Below are 19,842 nucleotides of genomic sequence, written 5' to 3' on the forward strand. Positions count from 1 at the left end.
TACAAAACTATACCCGGTTATAAAACTAATGAAACGCACACAGGAGGAGAAAAAATGACAAATGAATTATTACAGGATTTAGAATGGCGCGGCCTTCTTTACCAGCAAACAGATGCTGAAGGTATGGAAAAACTGTTGAATGAAGAGAAAGTGTCATTATATGTAGGGGTCGATCCCACTGCTGATTCTATGCACATCGGACATATCGTTCCTTTATTGACGCTGCGCCGCTTCCAGCAGGCAGGCCATACACCTGTTTTATTAGTTGGAGGAGCTACAGGAATGGTAGGGGATCCATCCGGCCGTTCGGAAGAGCGTCAGCTGCAAACAGTAGAGCAAATTGACAAAAACGTACAAGGCTTAAAGAAACAATTAGAGCGCCTATTTGACTTTAATTCGGGTTCGGACAATGCTGCAACACTTGTGAACAACTATGACTGGATCGGGAAGATGAGCACAATTGAGTTCCTGCGTGATTATGGAAAGCTGGTCAATGTCAATTACATGCTTGCTAAAGACACAATTGCATCCCGGCTTGATTCAGGTATTTCTTTCACGGAGTTTGCTTACACAATCATTCAGGGAATTGATTTCAACCATTTATATGACAACCATAATGTTCGTATTCAAGTGGGAGGATCAGATCAATGGGGCAATATTACAACAGGTCTTGAAGTGATTCGGAAAACGCATGATGAAAACGCAAAAGCATTTGGTATTACGATTCCGCTTGTTACAAAGGCTGACGGTACAAAGTTCGGGAAAACAGCAGGAGGAGCAGTATGGCTGGATGCGGAGAAAACATCTCCATATGAATTTTATCAATTCTGGATCAATGCAGCCGATGCAGATGTTGTGAAATATTTAAAAATCTTCACATTCCTATCACGGGAAGAAATTGAAGCTTTAGAGGCTTCTGTTCAGGAAGAACCACACCTTCGTAAGGCACAAAAAGCACTGGCAGCTGAAATGACAAAATTAATCCATGGGGAAGAAGGTCTGGCAACTGCGGAGCGTATTACAGCTGCCCTGTTCTCCGGCGATTTAAAATCATTATCTGTTGAAGAAATGAAAAATGCATTTGCAGGTGTCCCTTCCGTGGAAGTGGCAAAAGAAGATAAAAATATCGTGGAATTAATTGTGGAAGCAGGTATTTCTTCTTCCAAACGTCAAGCACGAGAAGATGTGACAAACGGGGCAATCTCTATCAATGGCGAAAAGGTGCAGGATGTAGGCTACACAGTTGATGGAAAAGATCGATTGGAAGATGCATTTGCCATCATTCGTCGGGGCAAGAAAAAATATCATATGGTGAAGTTTAACTAGTTACTTTCGGTGAAGATGTTTGTAAGGAAACATCTTCACCTTTTTTGCGTTATTATGGTAAAAGGGGTGGTAGTAAATGGCAGATAAAATTATAGCCTTCTCGTTGGTAACCGTCGCGCTGCTGTTCATAGGTGTACCGCTTGGGTTCGTTGCTTTAATAGGCCTTATGCCGGTATATAGTTATTTTATTTTCTCAGTTGTTGCCGTATTGTACATTATTATTGGAATGATCAGCTTTCGTTTCTTCAAAACGAAAAGAAGGAAGCTGGTTACCAGTATAGCGGCACTTGGTGTAGTGGCTGCAACAGGTATACCTGCTCTATTGCAGCTGTATGAGGATAATATCGGTACAGTTGCGGCCGAAATTAATATTCATGAATATGCACCATTTGTTGAAGGCAGTACAGTGAAGAAATTAGATGAGGAAGCGACACTGGCAGTAAAAGGGGATTTGCCGGTACTAGATGGGGCAACAGCGATGTATCCGCTTTATTCTGCTTTTGTTCAGGCAGTCTATCCGGAAAATCCAGCTTATTTTGAAGAGGGAACAGTGCTGGCAAGTACTACACCGTACGCTTATCAAAATCTTTTCAATGGAAAAGCAGATATTATTTTTGTAGCTGCTCCATCAGAACAGCAGATGAAAATGGCAGAAGCAAAAGGAATTAAATTAGAGATGACACCAATCGGCCGGGAAGCCTTCGTGTTCTTTGTGAATAAGAAGAATCCAGTTGATAGTCTAACACTCGAACAAATTCGTGCTATCTATGCTGGAGAGGTAAAAAATTGGTCAGAAGTAGGGGGAAAAGAAGATGCGATTCGCCCTTTCCAGCGACCACAGGACAGCGGATCTCAAACAGCTTTGCAAAATTTGATGGGAAATGTACCTATTATGGAGGCGCCGACGGAAGATATTGCATCGGGAATGGGCGGTATCATCAACGAAGTAGCCCAATATAAAAATTACAAAAATGCAATCGGCTATACTTTCCGTTATTATTCAACAGAAATGGTTGGCAATGATGAAATTAAGCTGTTAGCGATTGATGGAATTGCTCCTACGGAGGAAAATATCCGAAATGGAACATATTCGATTACTTCAGAGTTTTATGCAATAACAGCAGGAACGGATAATCCGAATACCCAAAAGCTGCTGGATTGGATATTATCGCCTCAGGGACAGGCATTAATTGAGAAGGTAGGCTATGTACCGATAAGCGAGTGAAAATGCATGAACGTTTACGAAGAAGAGAACTTCCTAGTATAATAGTTTTATATATAGTTCTAGGAGGACAAGTTTTGACTGCACAACAACCATTATCAATTGACGACCGCCAGCCGATTTTGTCGATTGTGACAAAGCCGCGTGAAACGATCCGTTATACGCTCGAGCAAAAGGATTTCTCTTATGCACTCTATGTAGGGGCGATAGGAGGCTTTGCCGGTGGCGCAGTATCATTGGCAGGTACACCTTATCAACCAGAGTTTTCACTAGGGGAAATTGTATTTTCGACATTCATTACAGGTATCATGTACTTTATGATATCCAATTTGATCGTTGCATTTCTGCTTTCTATGATCGGTTCTGCTATGAAGGGAAAGGGGAATTTTAAATCTTTGTTTCAGGCATTGTGTCTGACAATGATTCCTTATATTTGGATTTTACCAATGATCCTTTTTTGGATGCAGCTATCGCCGGCCAGTTTCTTCTATATGGAAGGGATGACAGGAACTCTAGGAGAGGTTGTTTTATCATACATAGGACTGTTTATCATAGTGCTGGCCACAATATGGACTTTTGTATTAACAATTATTGCCATCTCAGAGACACACCGATTTTCAAAATGGAAAGCCTTTTTTACGTTTTTACTAGCCAGTCTCGTTAGCGGCGTTATTGGCGCAATTGTCTTGTTATTTTTACTTTAATAGTAGAGAGCCCGGCATTGGGTGCCACACCAATGCCGGGCTCTTAAATTGAAGACAAAATTATCTTTGTCTTAATCCTCTCGTAAACAGAGATTTTACTCAGTATGTCTTAATATTTTGCTGACTGACCACCATCTATAGGGATGACGGTTGCATTGATGAAGGACGCCTCTCCTGATAAAAGGAAAGCAACAAGATGGGCGACCTCCTTTAGTTTACCAAAACGCTTTATAGGATTTGGCTGGACAAATTCCTTTCCTGCTTCTTCCCAGTTCTCCCCGCCTATTTGCCGGAGTTACGTGTAAGACCGACAACACCATGTTTGCTTGCTGCATATCCTGACTGGTTTCCTACTCCACGGATGCCGCCGACCGATGCGGTATTAACAATAGAACCGTAACCTTGTTTCCTCATTACTTTTAATACATGCATCATGCCAAAGAAAACACCATTTAAATTGATAGAAACAACACGGTTAAATTCCTCTTCCCCGAAATCTTCCGTTAAATTCTGTTTTCCTTCAATACCTGCATTGTTAAAGAACGCATCAATTTTTCCGAACGTTTTAACTGTCTCGTTTACAAATGAACTGACTTCCTCTTCATGTGCGACATTGGCCGTAATTGTATGAATTGCCGCATCCGGAAAATCCTTCAGTATTGTCTTTTTTGTCTCCTCTAACCCTTCTTTATTAAGATCGGCGAGAGACAATTTTGCACCCTCTGATGCCAATTGCTTTGCTGCATCTGCACCGAGGCCAGAGCCGCCGCCTGTAATGAGTACTACCTTCTCGTGAAAACGATTCAACTTACTCCCTCCAATTTTTTAGGATAGGATTTATTGTATCTAACCCTGTCAGAAACAAACGATTATCTGGAAAATTAGGGTATAATTTCCGCCCTCAACTATTTTTATAGTCTATAAGCGGAAAAAATATACAAACGAAGAAGTACTGAATATATAGTAAGTAAAAAATGATTTTAATAAACTTTGTGAAATGAAAAGAGAGATAGTGGGTTACCTAATGAAAGAAGGAAACCTAGATAAAATATACATATACCCAGCTGAGTAGAAAGGTGTACGCATATAATACATATATGCTCCCCTAGCTGAAAGTGAATGTGTGAACTATCAGTTCTCTCTTTATGTTCAGTAACTTATAGCACCGCTAGAGAAGCGAAGAAAAAATGCGGAAGTTAACAGGGTATTAAGATTGAAAAATCCTTACTTTCATACCGTATTATTGATATGTATTTTTGCGCCGACAGCAGTATGTTTAAGGATTAGTAATGGGGAGCTAAAGGGGTATTAGAAAGCAATAATAGAAGCGATAAAAAGCTCTTACTTGCTTGTTGCAGTCATTATGTCCATAGCTGTTTTTTTAATTGATCCGGCTGCAAAAGGAGTCGGTGATAGTGAAGAGGTTATACAGGACATCAAACAAAAGGATGATAGCATATGAATGTTACACAAACGATACGTGATTTATCGGCATTACTGCCTGCTGCAGAGCAGGCCTGTCGATTATTATTTCAAGAGTGTTATAAAGCCGGTATTCGTAATCTTTTTGTAAGTGAAACATACAGACCCCAGGCAAGGCAGAACTATTTATATGAGCAGGGACGATCACGTAGCGGACCGATCGTTACCTGGACTAAGACTAGCCGTCATACAAGCCGGTTAGCATGGGATATAGCGTGCAGTAGTCCAGCTACCCTATACGATGCAGCACTGTTAAGCAAGGTAGGGGCGATTGCACGTAAATTAGATATTACATGGGGGGGAGACTGGTCCAATAATAGGGACCGCCCTCATTTTGAAGTAACGAATTCATGGAAAATGCCCAAAGGCTATCAATTGGAAGGGCAGGTAATTGTGCCATCTAACAGTAAGATGAGAGTGCAATTGATAGTAGAAGACAAATCTGAGGAGGCAGAGGTAATGGAGAAAGGGCAGTTATTTAATCCAGGCTCGTCAACATTACAGGAAAGCGCTGAAAACTACTTGGCAAAAGCTGTAACAGATGGACTCATCAAAGATGTTCATCTAAAGGACTTCCAAAATAACTTAATGACAGGTGATCGTCTTTTGGGCTTGTTGATCACAATCGAACAGCGCCGGGGCAATCTATAGTAAACTTACAGCTCTGAGGTGCTGAGAAGCAGTTGGTTTCACGATTGTATACTAATAGATGAGGCTTAATAGCCGGCCGCATATAAGGGCTGAAAGTAAGAGGATTTTTATCAGTAGAGGATATTTTTTTCTAGTTTATAAATAGAGGCAGAAGCGAGACTGCTATACGAACTTTTCAAGTATGCCTCTCGCTTCTGTAATTGTTAACTTCTATTTTAGTATTGCTCTGGCAGTGAATTTACCCGGCTGCCCAACTAGAGAGCAATGGTAGAGGGTATAGGTAAATGTTAAAAGTTAAGCAGCAAAAAACGGTTTATAAGGGTATTGAATCATATTGTGTTTTAAGGAATGAAAAAGCAGCAAATGAATTGTTTATCTATACGGTATGGACATGCTGGAAATCAAAAAGTGCCGGTTAATAGATCCTTTCTATTAACCGGCACTTTCTTTAATTAATGAACAAAAAAGTCATATGTATTTTTACAAAGCAATAGGAGAGTGACAATGATAAATAACTTCCGGACAAAGCCGCTTCCTTTTCGAATGGCAAATTGAGACCCAACGACAGCACCGGCTATTTGTGCGATTCCCATTATAAGACCGTAAGCAAAGTGAACCTGCCCTAAATAAATAAACATTAATAGGGCAGCTATATTACTGCCGAAGTTTAGTAATTTCGCATTGCCGGCGGCTTTTAAAAAATCAAAGCCGAATAACAAAAAGGAAAAAATTAAAAATGACCCTGTGCCCGGCCCTAAAAATCCGTCATAAAATCCAATCGTGAAAATAATGAGAATAAATAAAGCAAGTTTGCTTGGGGTCAGCTTTGTAACGGTGGAAATGCTTCCCCAGTCTTTTTTATATAATGTATAAAGCAATACGGCCGCCAACATGAAGAGCATAAGGGGTTTTAATACGGCGGGGTCTATTAATGTAACAACCCATGCCCCTATCATAGCCCCAATAAACGTAAGCGGAAAAAATTTACCGATCTGTTTTAAATTAATTGTTCCGGAACGGTAAAAAGAAATGGTTGATGTCAAGGAACCGAATGTTCCTGCAAGTTTATTTGTAGCTACAGCAGCTGTTGGGCTAAGGCCTATAAATAAAAGTGCCGGCAAGGAAATTAATCCTCCACCGCCGACTACTGAATCAATAAACGCAGCCAAAAATCCAAATAAAATTAAGATAAGTATCATTTGCGGGTCTAAATCGAACGGCATAACTATCCTTCTTTCCTGGTTACTACTATAATAGTAACTATAAAATAAAAATATGTAAACAACAGGGAGTGGAAATAATGGAAATTATCTCTCAACTTAAAAGGCTAGGCTATACGGAGTATGAATCCAAGGCATATATTGCACTCCTGCAAAAGCGCCATGCTACAGCCTATCAAGTCAGTAAACATTCCGGTATTCCGAGGGCACGTATATATGATACGCTGGATTCTTTGGCCAAAAAAGGGCTAGTAATGAAAGAAGGGGCAACCAACCAAACGACATACCGTCCAATTCCCATTGATATTTTTATGCAAAAAACAACAGATTCCTGGCAGCAAAGTATAGCTTTTCTCACCGATGAACTAAAAAAGCTTGAGCAGCAGGAAAACGAAACGGAAAAAACATTGCTCGTATTAAAAAATGAAGAGATGATCGTAAGCTATTGCCGGGAATTATTGAAAAAAGCGAAAAAGCGTGTTGTCCTTTCGATGTGGGACTCTATGTATGAACAGGTGCGGGAGGATATAGAGCAGGCAGCAAAGCGTGTACATATACAAGGGATGACACTGCATGTGAAAAAACCTTTGCTGACATTAGATCAGCACCGGCTTACTAATTTTACGGAGGATAAAAATTCTAAACAATGGTTTATTTTATCGGTAGACGGAAAAGAAATGGTCTACGGCGCTTCATTAAGTGAGGAACCGGCTGCTTTTTATACAGATGATGCGGCGCATATTTATCTACTGGAAGACTATATCTGGCATGATATTTTAGTAAACCGCCTAGTACAAAGAAATAAGGATGATCTGGAGGAATGGGTCGCTGCAGAAAGACTGAAGTTTTTTAGTTAATTACTGGGGAAGAGGCTGATGTAAAGCAAGGATTGGGTGTAAAGTTTTGCAGATATTACGTTTATAAGTATCACACTAAAACAATGTTTTGCCTAGAACTGAAAACTAGAAGAAAGCATTAAGCATGGAAAAGCGGGTTCTGACTGTAATGATCTCATGTGGAGAAGATTCCTATTGGGCAAGCTGTAGAAGAAATGTTGGGGAAACATGGTGGTAATAGCAGAAAGAAACGGATAGTAATAATCCTAACAGTCTGCTTATAAAACAACTGACCAAAATTCGTGTTATTTAGCATCTTCATGACCGTGTCACGGCATAAAACTAGTCAATCGTAAAATAAAGAATATCGATATAAAAGAAAAGCCCCGAAACCTTGATATAACAAGGTTTTAAGGGCTTTTTTTGCAACAGTTTGCGATGCGGAACTATTAACGAGAGTAGAACTCAACGATTAATTGTTCTTGGATCTCACCTGATAATTCAGAACGCTCTGGTAGACGTACGAAAGTACCTACTTTGTTGTCAGCGTCGAATGAAAGGTATTCTGGTACGAAGTTGTTTACTTCGATTGCTTCACCTACAACAGCAAGGTTTTGAGATTTTTCACGAAGAGAAATCGTTTGACCTGGTTTCACTGAGTAAGAAGGGATGTTAACGCGTTTGCCGTCTACTAAAACGTGGCCGTGGTTAACTAATTGGCGAGCTGCACGACGAGTGCGAGCTAAACCTAAACGGTAAACTAGGTTGTCAAGGCGAGTTTCAAGAAGGATCATGAAGTTTTCACCGTGTACACCTTGTAATTTACCAGCTTTGTTGTAAAGGTTTTTGAATTGACGTTCAGTCATACCGTACATGTGACGAAGTTTTTGCTTCTCTTGTAATTGTAGACCGTACTCTGATAATTTTTTACGTTGGTTCGGGCCGTGTTGACCTGGTGCGTAAGGGCGTTTTTCTAATTCTTTACCTGTGCCGCTTAGAGAAATACCAAGACGACGAGAAATTTTCCAAGATGGACCTGTATAACGAGACATTCTAGTCTCCTCCTTTAAATTTGGTTTTTTTGTTGCATAAAACAAAAACCAGTTATACCCGAGACTCATCTGTATTTTATTTTCACGTATGTTCGCCCCAGCAGCCGATAGGGTTACTTATACACCATCCAATATATGGAGGAACAAAATACGAAACAAGGTTGTACAACTGCTGCATTTATTTTACACAAAGGATATTGTATCTTTTTTTAAAGAAGGCGTCAAGGAGGAAGTAGTGTTCTTCTTATTTAATAGAAGGAAAAGGGCGAAACTATGAAACATATTATTTTTTACAGCTCCACAAGTCCTTTTTAGAAAAAAAATCCATAAATTTCATAGTCAAATAGACATAATCGGTGTATACTTAGGTATAAGTTAATAGTATTGATTCGTTAAGTTGAAAGAAAAGGTGATTTAATGAATGAACATCAACAGATGATAACGAATATTAAATCTGATATATTGAGCCTTTACGTTAATTCGATGGATAAGTGTATGATGCTCGATCAATACTTTGAAGTGCTTTTAGCAATATTGCATCGACACTTCAATATTCATCAATGCTGCGTTTTAGTATATGAAGCTGAGATGCTAAAGCCATTGACGGTTGATACAGCAAAAAATACAGGTATTCCATGGGTACTATTTGATACTTACTTTGCTTCCGGGAAAGTAACAGAAATTCCGTACTTCCTGCATGAGCAAGAGCATTATAGCGAGATGACGCATATGATGCTGCTGAAAGTAGACAAAAAGCCGCCTTATGGAATTTTATTATTTAAAGCAACAGAACAATGGAAATCTTTTTCAAGTAATGAATTTACTGAAGATTTAGTAAGCGTTTTTGCAAGTCTTGCAGGTGCTACGAAGGAACTAATCGATATACGGTTAAAAGAAAACCAGTACCGCAAGCTTTATAATATGACGGATTTATTCCATTCCACAATGGATATTGATAAAATCCTGCAAAATGTTCTGGTCACGATTAAAGATAATTTCCCTGATTTGGGCGTGGAATTGATTTTATCAAATGATCAGGATCGGCAAACAACCATTCATATTAAACCTTTTGATTATTTATCGGAGCGTCCTTCTACGATTGAAGCCTTTGTTTCAGGCGATGTTACAACAGAGTTGGCGACAGACTTGGCTTGCCGATTATTAAATGCCCCTATTAAAGGAAGACAGGCAATTTATGGCATTCTTCAAGTGAGTGCTCCGACAACTTATATTTTTTCATCAGCCCAGAAGGATTTTATTCGTATGCTTGCACAAGCATCGGGGAATGCGTTGGAAAACGCGAAGCTCTACCATCAATCACATCGATTGATTAGTGATCTGCAGCTTATTAATGAGACGTCACATCGTTTAAATATGAAATTAGATATTCAGGAAATGCTGCTCTTTTTGCAAAAGCAGCTGATGAAGTCGTTTCAGCCAATGGAGATTTGCTTTTTATTTAAAGATGAAAATGGCCTGGAGATAACTGAAGCAAGTACAGCGCTTTTTTCTGTTCCACAAGGGAAAGTATATATCGATTATGTACAGAACCATTTTGAAAATACGCAGGACCCCCTATTTATAGCGGACTTCAGCAGGTTAATTGCTGAGGACGTCATCTATAAGTCCATTATGGCGATCCCTCTGATTATGGAGGAGCGTATTACAGGTTTTAGCATTGTTCTGCACCGGGAACCTTATTTCTTTTCGTTTGATAGCTTTAAGCTGATGCAGTCGCTCATCCACCACTCGTCTTTAGCCATTTCCAATTCGATACTTCGGAACCAATTGCAGGATATGGTAGACAGGGATCATTTGACAAAGCTATTTGCACGCAGCTATTTAGATACTTTTGTGGAAAAATCATTACTACAGGATGATTCTGGTATGTTTATGCTGATTGATATTGATAACTTCAAGTGTGTAAATGACACGTATGGACATCAGGTTGGCGATGAGGTGCTGGTCCAAATTGGGGCACAGCTCAAGAAGATGATCGGAACAAGGGGAATTTGTGCGAGGTGGGGCGGCGAGGAACTATCGGTATATGTACCGAATATTTTGCAGCATGAAGCTCTCCAAATGGCACAGCAGATTGTAGGAGCCATTCCGCAATCGACAAACCCGAAAGTTACAATTTCTGCCGGGTTAATTACGTGGAACAAGTCGGCAAGGCTGGATTTCCAATCCGTTTTCTTATATGCTGACACTGCGTTATATAACGCGAAGCATAATGGGAAAAATCAAGTTTGCATGTTTGATGAAAAAATGCAATTACAGCCATAAAAGCTGTCCCTTAGGTTTTTACAGCCAAAGGGACAGCTTTTACTTGTTATAGATGGTTAAGGAGAGTTATAACAAATTGTTCCAAACCATTTTTGTCTTCTGCTGAAAAGCGATTTTTTATAGGGCTATCAATATCTAGTACACCAATTACTTCATTGTTTTTGATTAATGGAATAACAATCTCAGAGTTGGAAGCGGCATCGCAGGCAATGTGTCCAGGGAACGCATGGACATCATCTACAACAAGTGTTGCTTTTTGTGCAGCCGCTGTTCCGCAAACTCCACGTCCGACAGGGATACGGACACATGCCGGTAATCCTTGGAATGGTCCGAGCACAAGCTCGCCGTCTTTCATGAGATAAAACCCAATCCAGTTAATCTCAGATAAAAACGTATTCAGCAATGCAGAGGCATTGCTCAGGTTAGCCACTAGATCTGCTTCGCCGGTCAGAAGGGCATCCAGTTGTTTAGATAGTGTGTTATATTGCTCGGTAACAGAGCCTTCATATTGAATCTTTGTAAACATATAAACCTCCTAAAGTTAATCTGTAAAGATTGTATCATAATGCTGATGTAAATCCGTTACGGTATGCGCGTCTGAACCAAAAGTATAGCGCAGGCCGATTGTTTTCGCATAATCAAATAGATGGGGTGGAGGGTAGGTTTCTTTGCAAAACGGCTTACTTAAGCCAGCGCTGTTAAAATCGAGTTCATAATCATACTGCTGCATCAACTGCAAAATTTCCTTTACCTGCCCCTCATCATCAATTTGCTCGTTATGGGCAAGCTGGAACTTATGAATGAGTGTGGGATGACCGATGCGCTTCGGTTTATATGGGCCTAGATCTGCAAGAATGGATGCTTTTACTGTTTCATAGTACAAATTATACAGTGCCTGCATGCCTCCTACTGTATTGGCAAAGCGCAAATATTCTTCTTTTGAAAAATCGATACAGCAGTATTCTCCTTTATAGTATAGAAAATGAACAGAGAGAATGGCATCATCAAGCTGTGGACCATAAAATTGTAGGAAACTGGAAATTTCTTTCTCGTAGCCGCTAATATAATCAATTTCTAAACCGATATTAATGTGTATCTTATTTTTGTAATGTAATTTTAATTGCTGCAGCTGCGTTATGTAGTCCTGTAGATATTCTGCCCTCATACCGCTATCCTTCTCGGGTGTCGGGTCGTCAAATAACATAGGAAGCGGAGCGTGTTCTGTAAAAGAGATATGAGTAAATTGATGCTGGATTGCTTTTTCAATATATTCTTCAAATGAATCGGGGGATCCATGTGGACAAAATGGCGTATGGATATGTCCATCTTTTTTCATACAAGATACCTCCTTTATTTCCTGATAATTAGTTTAAACAAAAACTTGAAAACGTGATATTATTATAGATACATTAGCCAATTCAGACACTTTGGAATAGGGGGCTTACAATGATAAAGTATATCATCATTGTCGCAGTCGTTCTATTAGCATTATTAGCATACGGTCTATTTATCCGACGAAAGCATAATGCCATAATAGCCCGGCTGGAAAAGGAAAAGTTAGAGGTCCAGCATTATCCAATCTACGAAGAGCTTACGAAAGTAAAGACATTGAACATGAACGGACAGACAGAAGAGCTTTTTGAAAATTGGCGTAATGCCTGGGTCGAAGTGACAGATGTTCATGTCATTAAAATCGATGCACTGCTTTTTGATGCGGAGGAATACATAGACCGATTCAAATTTAAAAAGGCAACAGAAATCGAACAGGAAATTGAAAGAAAAATCGAGGATTGTGAAAATACACGCCTCAAAATTTTGCTTGAATTGGAAGAGCTGATAGGAAGCGAAGAAAAAAACCGTATTGAAATGGAACAGTTAAAGGAGTATTACCGTTCAGCCCGGAAAACAGTTCTTGCTCATCAACACTCATTCGGGTCAGCACTTAGCCAGTTGGAGAAACGTCTTGAGATGTTCACACCTAAGTTTGAAGAGTTTGATTTACTGACAACGGAAGGGAATTATCTACAGGCTCGAGAAATAGTGTTGTCGCTGAATGGGGAAGCACAGGCAATTTTTGAATTGCTGAGTGAAATTCCTACGTTGCTGTCAGAAGTACAAACTAAGATTCCAACCGCTATTCACGAACTAAAAAATGGGCAGCGCGAAATGGAAGCGCAAAAATATTATCTTCGCCATTTAGAAATGACGGAATATCTGGAAGCTTTGGAAAATGAACTAGAGGTCATGAAGCAAACAATCGCAGAACTCGATATTGAAAAGGTTAGACCGCGTATTGACCAAATCAATGAAGAAATTGATCAATTCTATGACCTTTTAGAAAAGGAAGTAGTAGCGAAAAAGTATGTTGATGTTCACTGTTTCCCAGTTCGTGAAAAGTTAGATAAGCTAACGAGCATCACCCGGGAAATAAATGACGAAGCCACATATGTCCAACGAACATACCGCTTGCCTGAAAAAGAAGCGGAAATTCCGCGTAATTGCCTAAAGCAGTTAGAGGTGCTACATAAGCGTTATGATCTTTTATCGCTGCGTGTGCAGGAAGAAAAGTCTGCCTACTCAAGCTTGAAAGAGGAACTGGAAGAAATCAACGAGGAAATGGGCCGTATTAAAGAAGAACAAGAAAACTTCTCACTGCGCCTGAAAAATCTCCGTCTGGATGAAAATGAAGCCCGCGGCCAGCTTGATTCATTAAGCAAGATGCTGCAGGAAACAGAGCGTATGCTGACAAAGGCTAATATTCCGGGAATTCCTGAGGAGATGGATGCTCGCCTTGAAGAAGCGGAAGAACAATTATTCGTTGTCATGCAAAGCCTACAGGAAACACCTCTTAATATGGAGCAGGTAAACAGCAGCCTAAACAATGCAAAAAAATGTATTGCCGATGTAAAATCACGTGCAGAAGAAATGGTGGAAAACGTTATTATGATCGAGCGTATTATCCAATACGGTAATCGTTATCGAGCTTCCAACCCTGAGCTGCATACACAGCTGTTAGAAGCTGAAAAAGCATTCCACCAATACCGCTATATTAAAGCGCTTGAAGATGCAGCAGCAGCTGTGGAAATGGTAGAGCCAGGTGCGATTAAAAAAATTGAAGTTCTTGTACAGGAAGATTTATCTGCAAAAATATAAGCATTCCCAGTACCATCATGAATGATTTACAGTTATAATAGATATATTGTAGAAGCCACCGCACAGCCTGTGTAGGTGGTTTTGTTTTGACAAAAACAGCGGCTTTCACTGGGGAAAGGGCAGGAGGTGTGACAATGCCCTCAATAAGTACCCGGACAAAAGGCTGCAATTCATATAATAGAGAAGGGCGAATACTATGATTTATTTAGACAACGCTGCGACAACGAAGCCGCATAAAGAAGTGCTGGATACATTTGTTCAAGTAAATGAGCTGTACTATGCAAATCCGGCTTCTATCCATGAAGCTGGCGTGACAGCTAATCAGCTTTTGGCACGAGCACGTGATCAAGTGGCACAAATATTAAATACGGAAGCAAAAGAAGTTGTTTTTACCGCTGGTGGGACTGAATCAAATAACTTCGCCGTTTTTGGTACAGCGCATGCCAGTACACATAAAGGGAAGCATATATTAACAACTGAAGTTGAGCACCCTTCTGTGCTGGAAGCTGTAAAGCGACTGGCAAAGGAAGGATTTGAAGTTGAATACCTGACAGTTGATGCTAAGGGTGTTATTTCGTTGGAAGAGCTGAAGCAAAAGGTTCGTAAAGATACGATTTTGGTCAGCATCATGCATGTAAATAATGAGATGGGTGCCATTCAGCCAATTGAAGAGGCAGCACACATTATTCATTCTCAAAGCCGCGCACTGTTCCATGTTGACGCAGTACAAAGCTTTGGTAAGCTGCAGGTATCTTTCAATGGAGAAGCAGGACCGGATATCCTATCGATTTCCGGTCACAAAATTCATGCACTAAAAGGTTCAGGTGTGATCGCTTTCCGGAAGCCTTTCTCCATTGTCCCTTACATTGTGGGAGGCGGGCAGGAATTCGGTCTTCGCAGTGGCACAGTGGCAGTACCTCAGGCAGTAGCATTTGCCAAAGCGGCAAGGCTCGCCGTGGAAAGTATGGACGCACAATATAAAAAATATGAAGTATGGCAGACAGAGCTGCGCACATACCTGCAGCATTTCGGAAATGAGATTCATTTATTATCGACTGAATTTGGCGTTCCATACATTCTTTCGTTTAGTGTCCGGGGGTTGAAAGGGGAAATCCTTATTAACGCTCTGCAAAAAGCGGGTGTCATCGTTTCAACGTCAAGCGCATGTTCATCAAAGCAAACGAAGACAAGTCATGTTGTTGAAGCCTTGCACGTGGAGCAGGACTTTAAAAAAGGTGTGTTACGTTTAAGCTTTGGCATGCAAACAACAGAAGCCGATATCGCTGCCTTTAAGGGAGCTTTCGAGCAAGTGATGAAGCAATTAAAAGGAGAAGTAGTAGGATGATTTGGAAAGAGATTTTAATTCGTTATGGTGAGCTTTCGACGAAAGGCCGCAATAAAAATGATTTTATTAACCGTCTGCGTGATAATGTGCGCTACTCATTTAATGACTTAATGCCATTAAAAATCCGTGCTGAGCGCGACCGTATGTTTATTGAAATTGAAAACGAAGAAAAAATGAATATACTGATGGAGCGTTTGCCGGAAGTTTTCGGTATTCAATCATTCAGCCCTGTCGCTTCATGCGAAAAAGATATGGAAAAAATAAAAGCTTTAGCGATTCAGATCATGGAGCTTTACCAAGACCAGAATATTACGTTTAAAGTCGAGGTGCGCCGTACAGATAAAAGCTTCCCGCTTGATTCGCATGCTATTCAGCGGGAAATTGGCGGAACTGTGCTACGGAATTATCAAAATTTATCCGTCAATGTAAAAAAACCTGATGTTGAGCTGCGGATAGAGGTTCGGCTCGATGCTGTCTATATGATGGCACAGGTTATTCAAGGTGCTGGTGGAATGCCGGTCGGTTCAAACGGGAAGTCCCTGCTGATGCTATCCGGAGGGATTGACAGTCCGGTTGCCGGCTATTTGATGATGAAGCGTGGTGTCCGGCTGGAGGCAATACATTTTTACAGCCCGCCGTATACGAGCCAGAACTCGCTCCAAAAAGTAAAAGACTTAGCGAATGAGTTAACAAAATTCGGCGCGAAAATCCGCTTGCATATTATTCCGTTTACAGAGCTGCAAGTATTGATAAAAGAAAGCGTACCCGAAAATATGACGATGACGACAACACGCCGTATGATGCTGCGCATTGCTGATAAAGTCCGGGAAGAAATCGGTGCGATGGCCATCGTCACAGGAGAGAGCTTAGGTCAGGTAGCTTCTCAAACGCTTGAAAGCCTTACAGCGATTAATGCTGTTACAAGCACACCGATTCTCCGTCCGCTTATTGCGTCGGATAAATTAGATATTATTGAAATAGCGGAACGTATCGGTACGTATGAAACATCGATCCAGCCTTATGAAGACTGCTGTACAATTTTCACGCCGGCAAGTCCGAAGACAAAACCGAAATTAGAAAAAGTAATGCATTACGAAAGCTTTACCGAGTTTGATGAATATATCGAGCGGGCTGTAAAGAATCGAGAAGTGCATATCCTGCCTGAAAAAAAGGTGCAGGAAGACAAATTTGCCGATTTACTATAAATTCCTGTTTGAAGAATATATTACCGTTAAATTTTTGTGTATGATTTTCATCTCTGAGCACATTCTATATGCACAAGGAGGTGAAACACGATGTCAAACAACAATCGTAGTTCAAACAAACTTCGCGTACCTGGTGCGCAACAAGCTCTTGACCAAATGAAATATGAAATCGCTCAAGAGTTCGGCGTACAATTAGGAGCAGAAGCTTCTTCACGCGCTAACGGTTCAGTAGGTGGCGAGATCACAAAACGTCTTGTACAAATGGCTGAATCTCAATTAAAAGGTACAAACCAATAATTAAAACAAGAGGGCTGTTGTATAAGCGTAAAGCTTATACAGCAGTTCTTTGTTTTTAGGAAAAAAATCCCCTTGTTCGTAAGAAAAAATACTTACAGCTATTTTTTGTTTCTGTATAGTATGAATGAAAATCTTCTCTAAATATACGGATTTTTTTGAAAAATTAAATATAGCCAAGTATAATAGTATTTGTAAGGCAAAGGGGATAAGGGGGAGTTATTGATGAACAGAGAAGAGTTATTGGCACCGGAAATGTATAACATCGTGGATGAAATTGAAAGGCATGCTACGCAAGGGGATAAAAAAGCATTGCTTATCCGTCATGAGAATGATGTTATAGAAGAAGTTACATATGTCGAACTCATCGAAAAAGCTAATCAAGTCGCAAATGTTTTTAAAAACGAGGGACTCCAAAAAGGGGATGTATTACTCGTCATGGTGCCTCGTTCTTTAGAAGCATACGTAACATACATCGGAGCCTTAAAGGCCGGCCTTACTATTATTCCAAGCTCCGAGCTATTACGGGCAAAGGACATTGATTATCGTATTGTTCATGCAGAGGCAAAGGGGATTGTCGCATATGAACAATTTATCGGTGAATTCGAAGAAGTTAAGCAGCTGGAAGGACTACAATTATTTGTAGTAGGAAATGCTGCAGAGCCATGGAAACCATTAATGGAAAAAGCGCAAAATGAACCGAAGACATTTGACGGTGTACAAACGCATGCAGAGGATACAGCTTTCCTTGCTTATACAAGTGGAACGACAGGCAATCCAAAGGGAGCCATTCACACACATGCATGGGGATATGCACATCTCCGTACTACTGCTAGCAGCTGGCTAGGGGTAGAAGATGGAGACATTGTATGGGCAACGGCTGCCCCGGGCTGGCAAAAGTGGATTTGGAGTCCGTTTTTAGCGTCGCTTGGCAGCGGGGCAACTGCATTTGTATATAAAGGGAAGTTCGATCCGGTAAAATATTTGGAACTCCTTCAGGAATACAAAATTAATGTTCTATGCTGTACACCGACGGAATACCGTTTAATGGCAAAAGCTGATAATTTAAATAACTATGATTTATCAGCCCTGCGAAGCGCTGTATCTGCAGGAGAGCCGTTAAACCGTGGAGTTATTGAAACATTTAAACGTGAATTTAACGTCCAAGTACGTGATGGCTATGGCCAAACGGAGAATACACTGCTTGTCGGCACACTGATGGGAATGGAACCTCGCCCAGGTTCGATGGGGCAGCCCACGCCTGGGAATATTGTAGATATTATCGATGATGAGGGGAATGTATTGCCTGCAGGAGAAGTGGGAGATATTGCTGTTCATAAATCATCGCCTGCGTTATTCCGCGGTTACTTAAAGGACCCGGAGCGTACAAGTATGCAATTCCGAGGCGATTGGTATATTACAGGAGACCGTGCACGTAAGGACGAAGAAGGATATTTCTGGTTTGAAGGACGAGGAGACGATATTATCATTTCCTCTGGCTATACAATCGGCCCATTCGAAGTTGAAGATGCGCTCGTAAAGCATCCAGCCGTTCAGGAATGTGCTGTTGTTGCGAGCCCGGATGAAATCCGAGGAAGTATTGTCAAAGCGTTTGTTGTACTGCGTGACCAAACATTAAAAGACAGCCCAACAATTATCCAGGAGCTGCAAGACCATGTAAAGGAACTGACAGCGCCATATAAATATCCGCGTAGTATTGAATTTTTGGATGAATTGCCGAAAACAGTTTCGGGAAAAATCCGTCGAGTGGAATTACGTAACGCTGAATATAGCAAGCAGCATAGCTAATACATTCTGTTTCACAGCCGTATTAAAAGGGAACCCCTTTAATGCGGCTTTTTGCTGCTGCCGTGAGGAAAAGGGGAACGGTACGATATATTGATGATTGAGCGTCGTATTCAGACTTTCATGTCTTACAGTTTAGAAGGGTAAAGTCATTATTATTTTACATAAATAGCGTTTTTTGAATTTCTGAAACATTTCAGTTAGTTATTCGTATACACTATAATAGGGAGGCGATTAAATGAACACAAAAAGATGGATTGCTCTAATCGCAGCTGCAGTCTTACTCGTGTTTTCGTTAGGCTTGAATTCCATTATCGCGTTATTTAAAACGGATTTTTTCTCAAGCTTTGAAAATGTATTCGGTGAAACAGACCCAACTGTCTATGAATTGCCGCTGGAAGCAGGAGATTTTGACAGCCGCATCGCGATGTTGACAGTAAAAGGGACAATTTTGGATACGGGCTCTAGCTCGTTTTGGGAAGAAGTAGAGTATGACCACCAAGGATTCCTAAGTCAGCTGGAGGCCATTATGAATGATGAAACTGTAAAAGGTGTTGTCTTACACGTTGACTCACCAGGCGGAGGCGTATTAGAGTCAGCAGAAATCTATGAGAAGCTCGTGCAATTAAAGGAAGAAAGAAAAATTCCGATTTATGTATCGATGGGTACATATGCTGCCTCAGGCGGTTATTATATTTCAGCACCTGCAGATAAAATCTTTGCCCAAAAAGAAACGATTACTGGTTCGATCGGGGTAATTATGCAGGCATTCAACTATGAAAAGCTGGCTGAAAAAGTTGGCATTGAATTTGAAACAATCAAATCGGGGGCGCACAAGGATATGTTTGGAGGCGCCCGGGCTTCCACAGAAGAAGAAAAGGCGATGTTGCAGGAAATCATCAATGAATCGTATGAAGAATTTGTGGATGTAGTGGAGCAGGGCCGCGGCATGACAGAAGCAGACGTGAAAAAGGTTGCAGATGGCCGTATTTTAGGCGGCACTCAGGCAAAGCGTGCAGGTCTTGTAGATGAAATCGGCGATGTGGAGGATACAGTAGCTGCATTACGCTCGGACTTTGATTTACAGGATGCGGAGCTATTTGAATATTCATCAGCAAATGGCAGTTTTGGCAGCTTGCTTGGTGCGAAGGTAAGTGCAATGTTTGGCCCTTCAGAAAAAGAGCAGCTGATGCAAAAGATCTTATCCACTAGCAATTCACCGCGTATGATGTATCTATACGGGGATTATTAAGGAAGGAG

General features: G+C 40.7%; 17 protein-coding genes and 1 pseudogene. 13 read left to right on the forward strand and 5 right to left on the reverse strand.

Annotated features, from left to right (window positions below; all coding sequences use genetic code 11):
• The first annotated feature begins 54 nt into the window (after positions 1-54).
• The 3 genes from tyrS (at position 55) to BOD01S_RS14910 (ending at position 3,252) form a co-directional block, all read left to right on the forward strand.
• Positions 55-1,326, forward strand: coding sequence for a tyrosine--tRNA ligase (gene tyrS, locus BOD01S_RS14900; protein WP_036156188.1), 1,272 nt, complete (start codon positions 55-57; stop codon positions 1,324-1,326).
• Positions 1,327-1,402: 76 nt separating this feature from the next.
• Positions 1,403-2,551, forward strand: coding sequence for a PstS family phosphate ABC transporter substrate-binding protein (locus BOD01S_RS14905; protein ID WP_036156190.1), 1,149 nt, complete (start codon positions 1,403-1,405; stop codon positions 2,549-2,551).
• Positions 2,552-2,625: 74 nt separating this feature from the next.
• Positions 2,626-3,252 carry a YIP1 family protein gene (locus tag BOD01S_RS14910; protein WP_036156192.1) on the forward strand — a complete coding sequence of 209 codons (627 nt, stop codon included), beginning with the start codon at positions 2,626-2,628 and terminating at the stop codon, positions 3,250-3,252.
• 109 nt (positions 3,253-3,361) lie between these two features.
• On the opposite strand, the pseudogene BOD01S_RS14915 reads toward BOD01S_RS14910, so the two are convergent.
• Positions 3,362-4,059: pseudogene (locus BOD01S_RS14915) on the reverse strand (SDR family oxidoreductase).
• A 651-nt stretch (positions 4,060-4,710) separates the two neighbouring features.
• Between BOD01S_RS14915 and BOD01S_RS14920 the strand changes: the two are divergent.
• Positions 4,711-5,385, forward strand: a complete 675-nt coding sequence (locus tag BOD01S_RS14920; protein WP_036156194.1) for a M15 family metallopeptidase — start codon at positions 4,711-4,713, stop codon at positions 5,383-5,385.
• A gap of 284 nt (positions 5,386-5,669) precedes the next feature.
• Positions 5,670-5,804: a hypothetical protein gene (locus BOD01S_RS23855; protein WP_269845636.1), complete on the forward strand. Its 135-nt coding sequence runs from the start codon at positions 5,670-5,672 to the stop codon at positions 5,802-5,804.
• 33 nt (positions 5,805-5,837) lie between these two features.
• On the opposite strand, the gene BOD01S_RS14925 is transcribed toward BOD01S_RS23855, so the two are convergent.
• Positions 5,838-6,608: a TSUP family transporter gene (locus BOD01S_RS14925; protein WP_036156196.1), complete on the reverse strand. Its 771-nt coding sequence runs from the start codon at positions 6,606-6,608 to the stop codon at positions 5,838-5,840.
• 77 nt (positions 6,609-6,685) lie between these two features.
• On the opposite strand from BOD01S_RS14925, the gene BOD01S_RS14930 reads away from it, so the two are divergent.
• Positions 6,686-7,462, forward strand: a complete 777-nt coding sequence (locus BOD01S_RS14930) for a TrmB family transcriptional regulator (RefSeq protein ID WP_052124908.1) — start codon at positions 6,686-6,688, stop codon at positions 7,460-7,462.
• Positions 7,463-7,890: 428 nt separating this feature from the next.
• Here BOD01S_RS14930 and rpsD read toward each other — a convergent pair whose 3' ends face one another.
• Positions 7,891-8,493, reverse strand: a complete 603-nt coding sequence (gene rpsD / locus BOD01S_RS14935) for a 30S ribosomal protein S4 (protein ID WP_036156197.1) — start codon at positions 8,491-8,493, stop codon at positions 7,891-7,893.
• 417 nt (positions 8,494-8,910) lie between these two features.
• On the opposite strand from rpsD, the gene BOD01S_RS14940 reads away from it, so the two are divergent.
• Positions 8,911-10,779, forward strand: a complete 1,869-nt coding sequence (locus tag BOD01S_RS14940; protein ID WP_036156200.1) for a sensor domain-containing diguanylate cyclase — start codon at positions 8,911-8,913, stop codon at positions 10,777-10,779.
• A gap of 46 nt (positions 10,780-10,825) precedes the next feature.
• Here the strand turns inward: BOD01S_RS14940 and BOD01S_RS14945 are convergent, their stop codons facing one another.
• Positions 10,826-11,305, reverse strand: a complete 480-nt coding sequence (locus tag BOD01S_RS14945) for a GAF domain-containing protein (RefSeq protein ID WP_036156202.1) — start codon at positions 11,303-11,305, stop codon at positions 10,826-10,828.
• A gap of 15 nt (positions 11,306-11,320) precedes the next feature.
• On the reverse strand, positions 11,321-12,115 hold the full coding sequence (gene hisJ / locus BOD01S_RS14950) for a histidinol-phosphatase HisJ (RefSeq protein WP_036156204.1): 795 nt from the start codon (positions 12,113-12,115) through the stop codon (positions 11,321-11,323).
• Between the two features lie 110 nt (positions 12,116-12,225).
• On the opposite strand from hisJ, the gene ezrA reads away from it, so the two are divergent.
• The 6 genes from ezrA (at position 12,226) to sppA (ending at position 19,834) form a co-directional block, all read left to right on the forward strand.
• Positions 12,226-13,932 carry a septation ring formation regulator EzrA gene (gene ezrA / locus BOD01S_RS14955; RefSeq protein ID WP_036156206.1) on the forward strand — a complete coding sequence of 569 codons (1,707 nt, stop codon included), beginning with the start codon at positions 12,226-12,228 and terminating at the stop codon, positions 13,930-13,932.
• A gap of 196 nt (positions 13,933-14,128) precedes the next feature.
• Positions 14,129-15,277 (forward strand): cysteine desulfurase family protein, encoded by a 1,149-nt coding sequence (locus BOD01S_RS14960; RefSeq protein ID WP_036156208.1) that lies wholly within the window; start codon positions 14,129-14,131, stop codon positions 15,275-15,277.
• Entirely contained in the window at positions 15,274-16,482 is a 1,209-nt protein-coding gene (thiI, locus tag BOD01S_RS14965) for a tRNA uracil 4-sulfurtransferase ThiI (RefSeq protein ID WP_036156210.1), read from the forward strand. Before BOD01S_RS14960 ends, thiI begins: the two co-directional genes overlap by 4 nt.
• Before the next feature lie 90 nt (positions 16,483-16,572).
• A complete protein-coding gene (locus BOD01S_RS14970; RefSeq protein ID WP_036156212.1) occupies positions 16,573-16,779 on the forward strand; it encodes an alpha/beta-type small acid-soluble spore protein in 207 nt (68 codons plus the stop codon).
• A 222-nt stretch (positions 16,780-17,001) separates the two neighbouring features.
• Complete coding sequence (mbcS, locus tag BOD01S_RS14975; RefSeq protein ID WP_036156214.1) at positions 17,002-18,585, forward strand: acyl-CoA synthetase MbcS; 1,584 nt, start codon at positions 17,002-17,004, stop codon at positions 18,583-18,585.
• Positions 18,586-18,820: 235 nt separating this feature from the next.
• Positions 18,821-19,834 (forward strand): signal peptide peptidase SppA, encoded by a 1,014-nt coding sequence (sppA, locus tag BOD01S_RS14980; protein WP_036156217.1) that lies wholly within the window; start codon positions 18,821-18,823, stop codon positions 19,832-19,834.
• Positions 19,835-19,842: the final 8 nt, after the last annotated feature.

It is taken from the genome of Lysinibacillus odysseyi 34hs-1 = NBRC 100172, from assembly GCF_001591965.1.
Taxonomy (GTDB): domain Bacteria; phylum Bacillota; class Bacilli; order Bacillales_A; family Planococcaceae; genus Lysinibacillus_B; species Lysinibacillus_B odysseyi.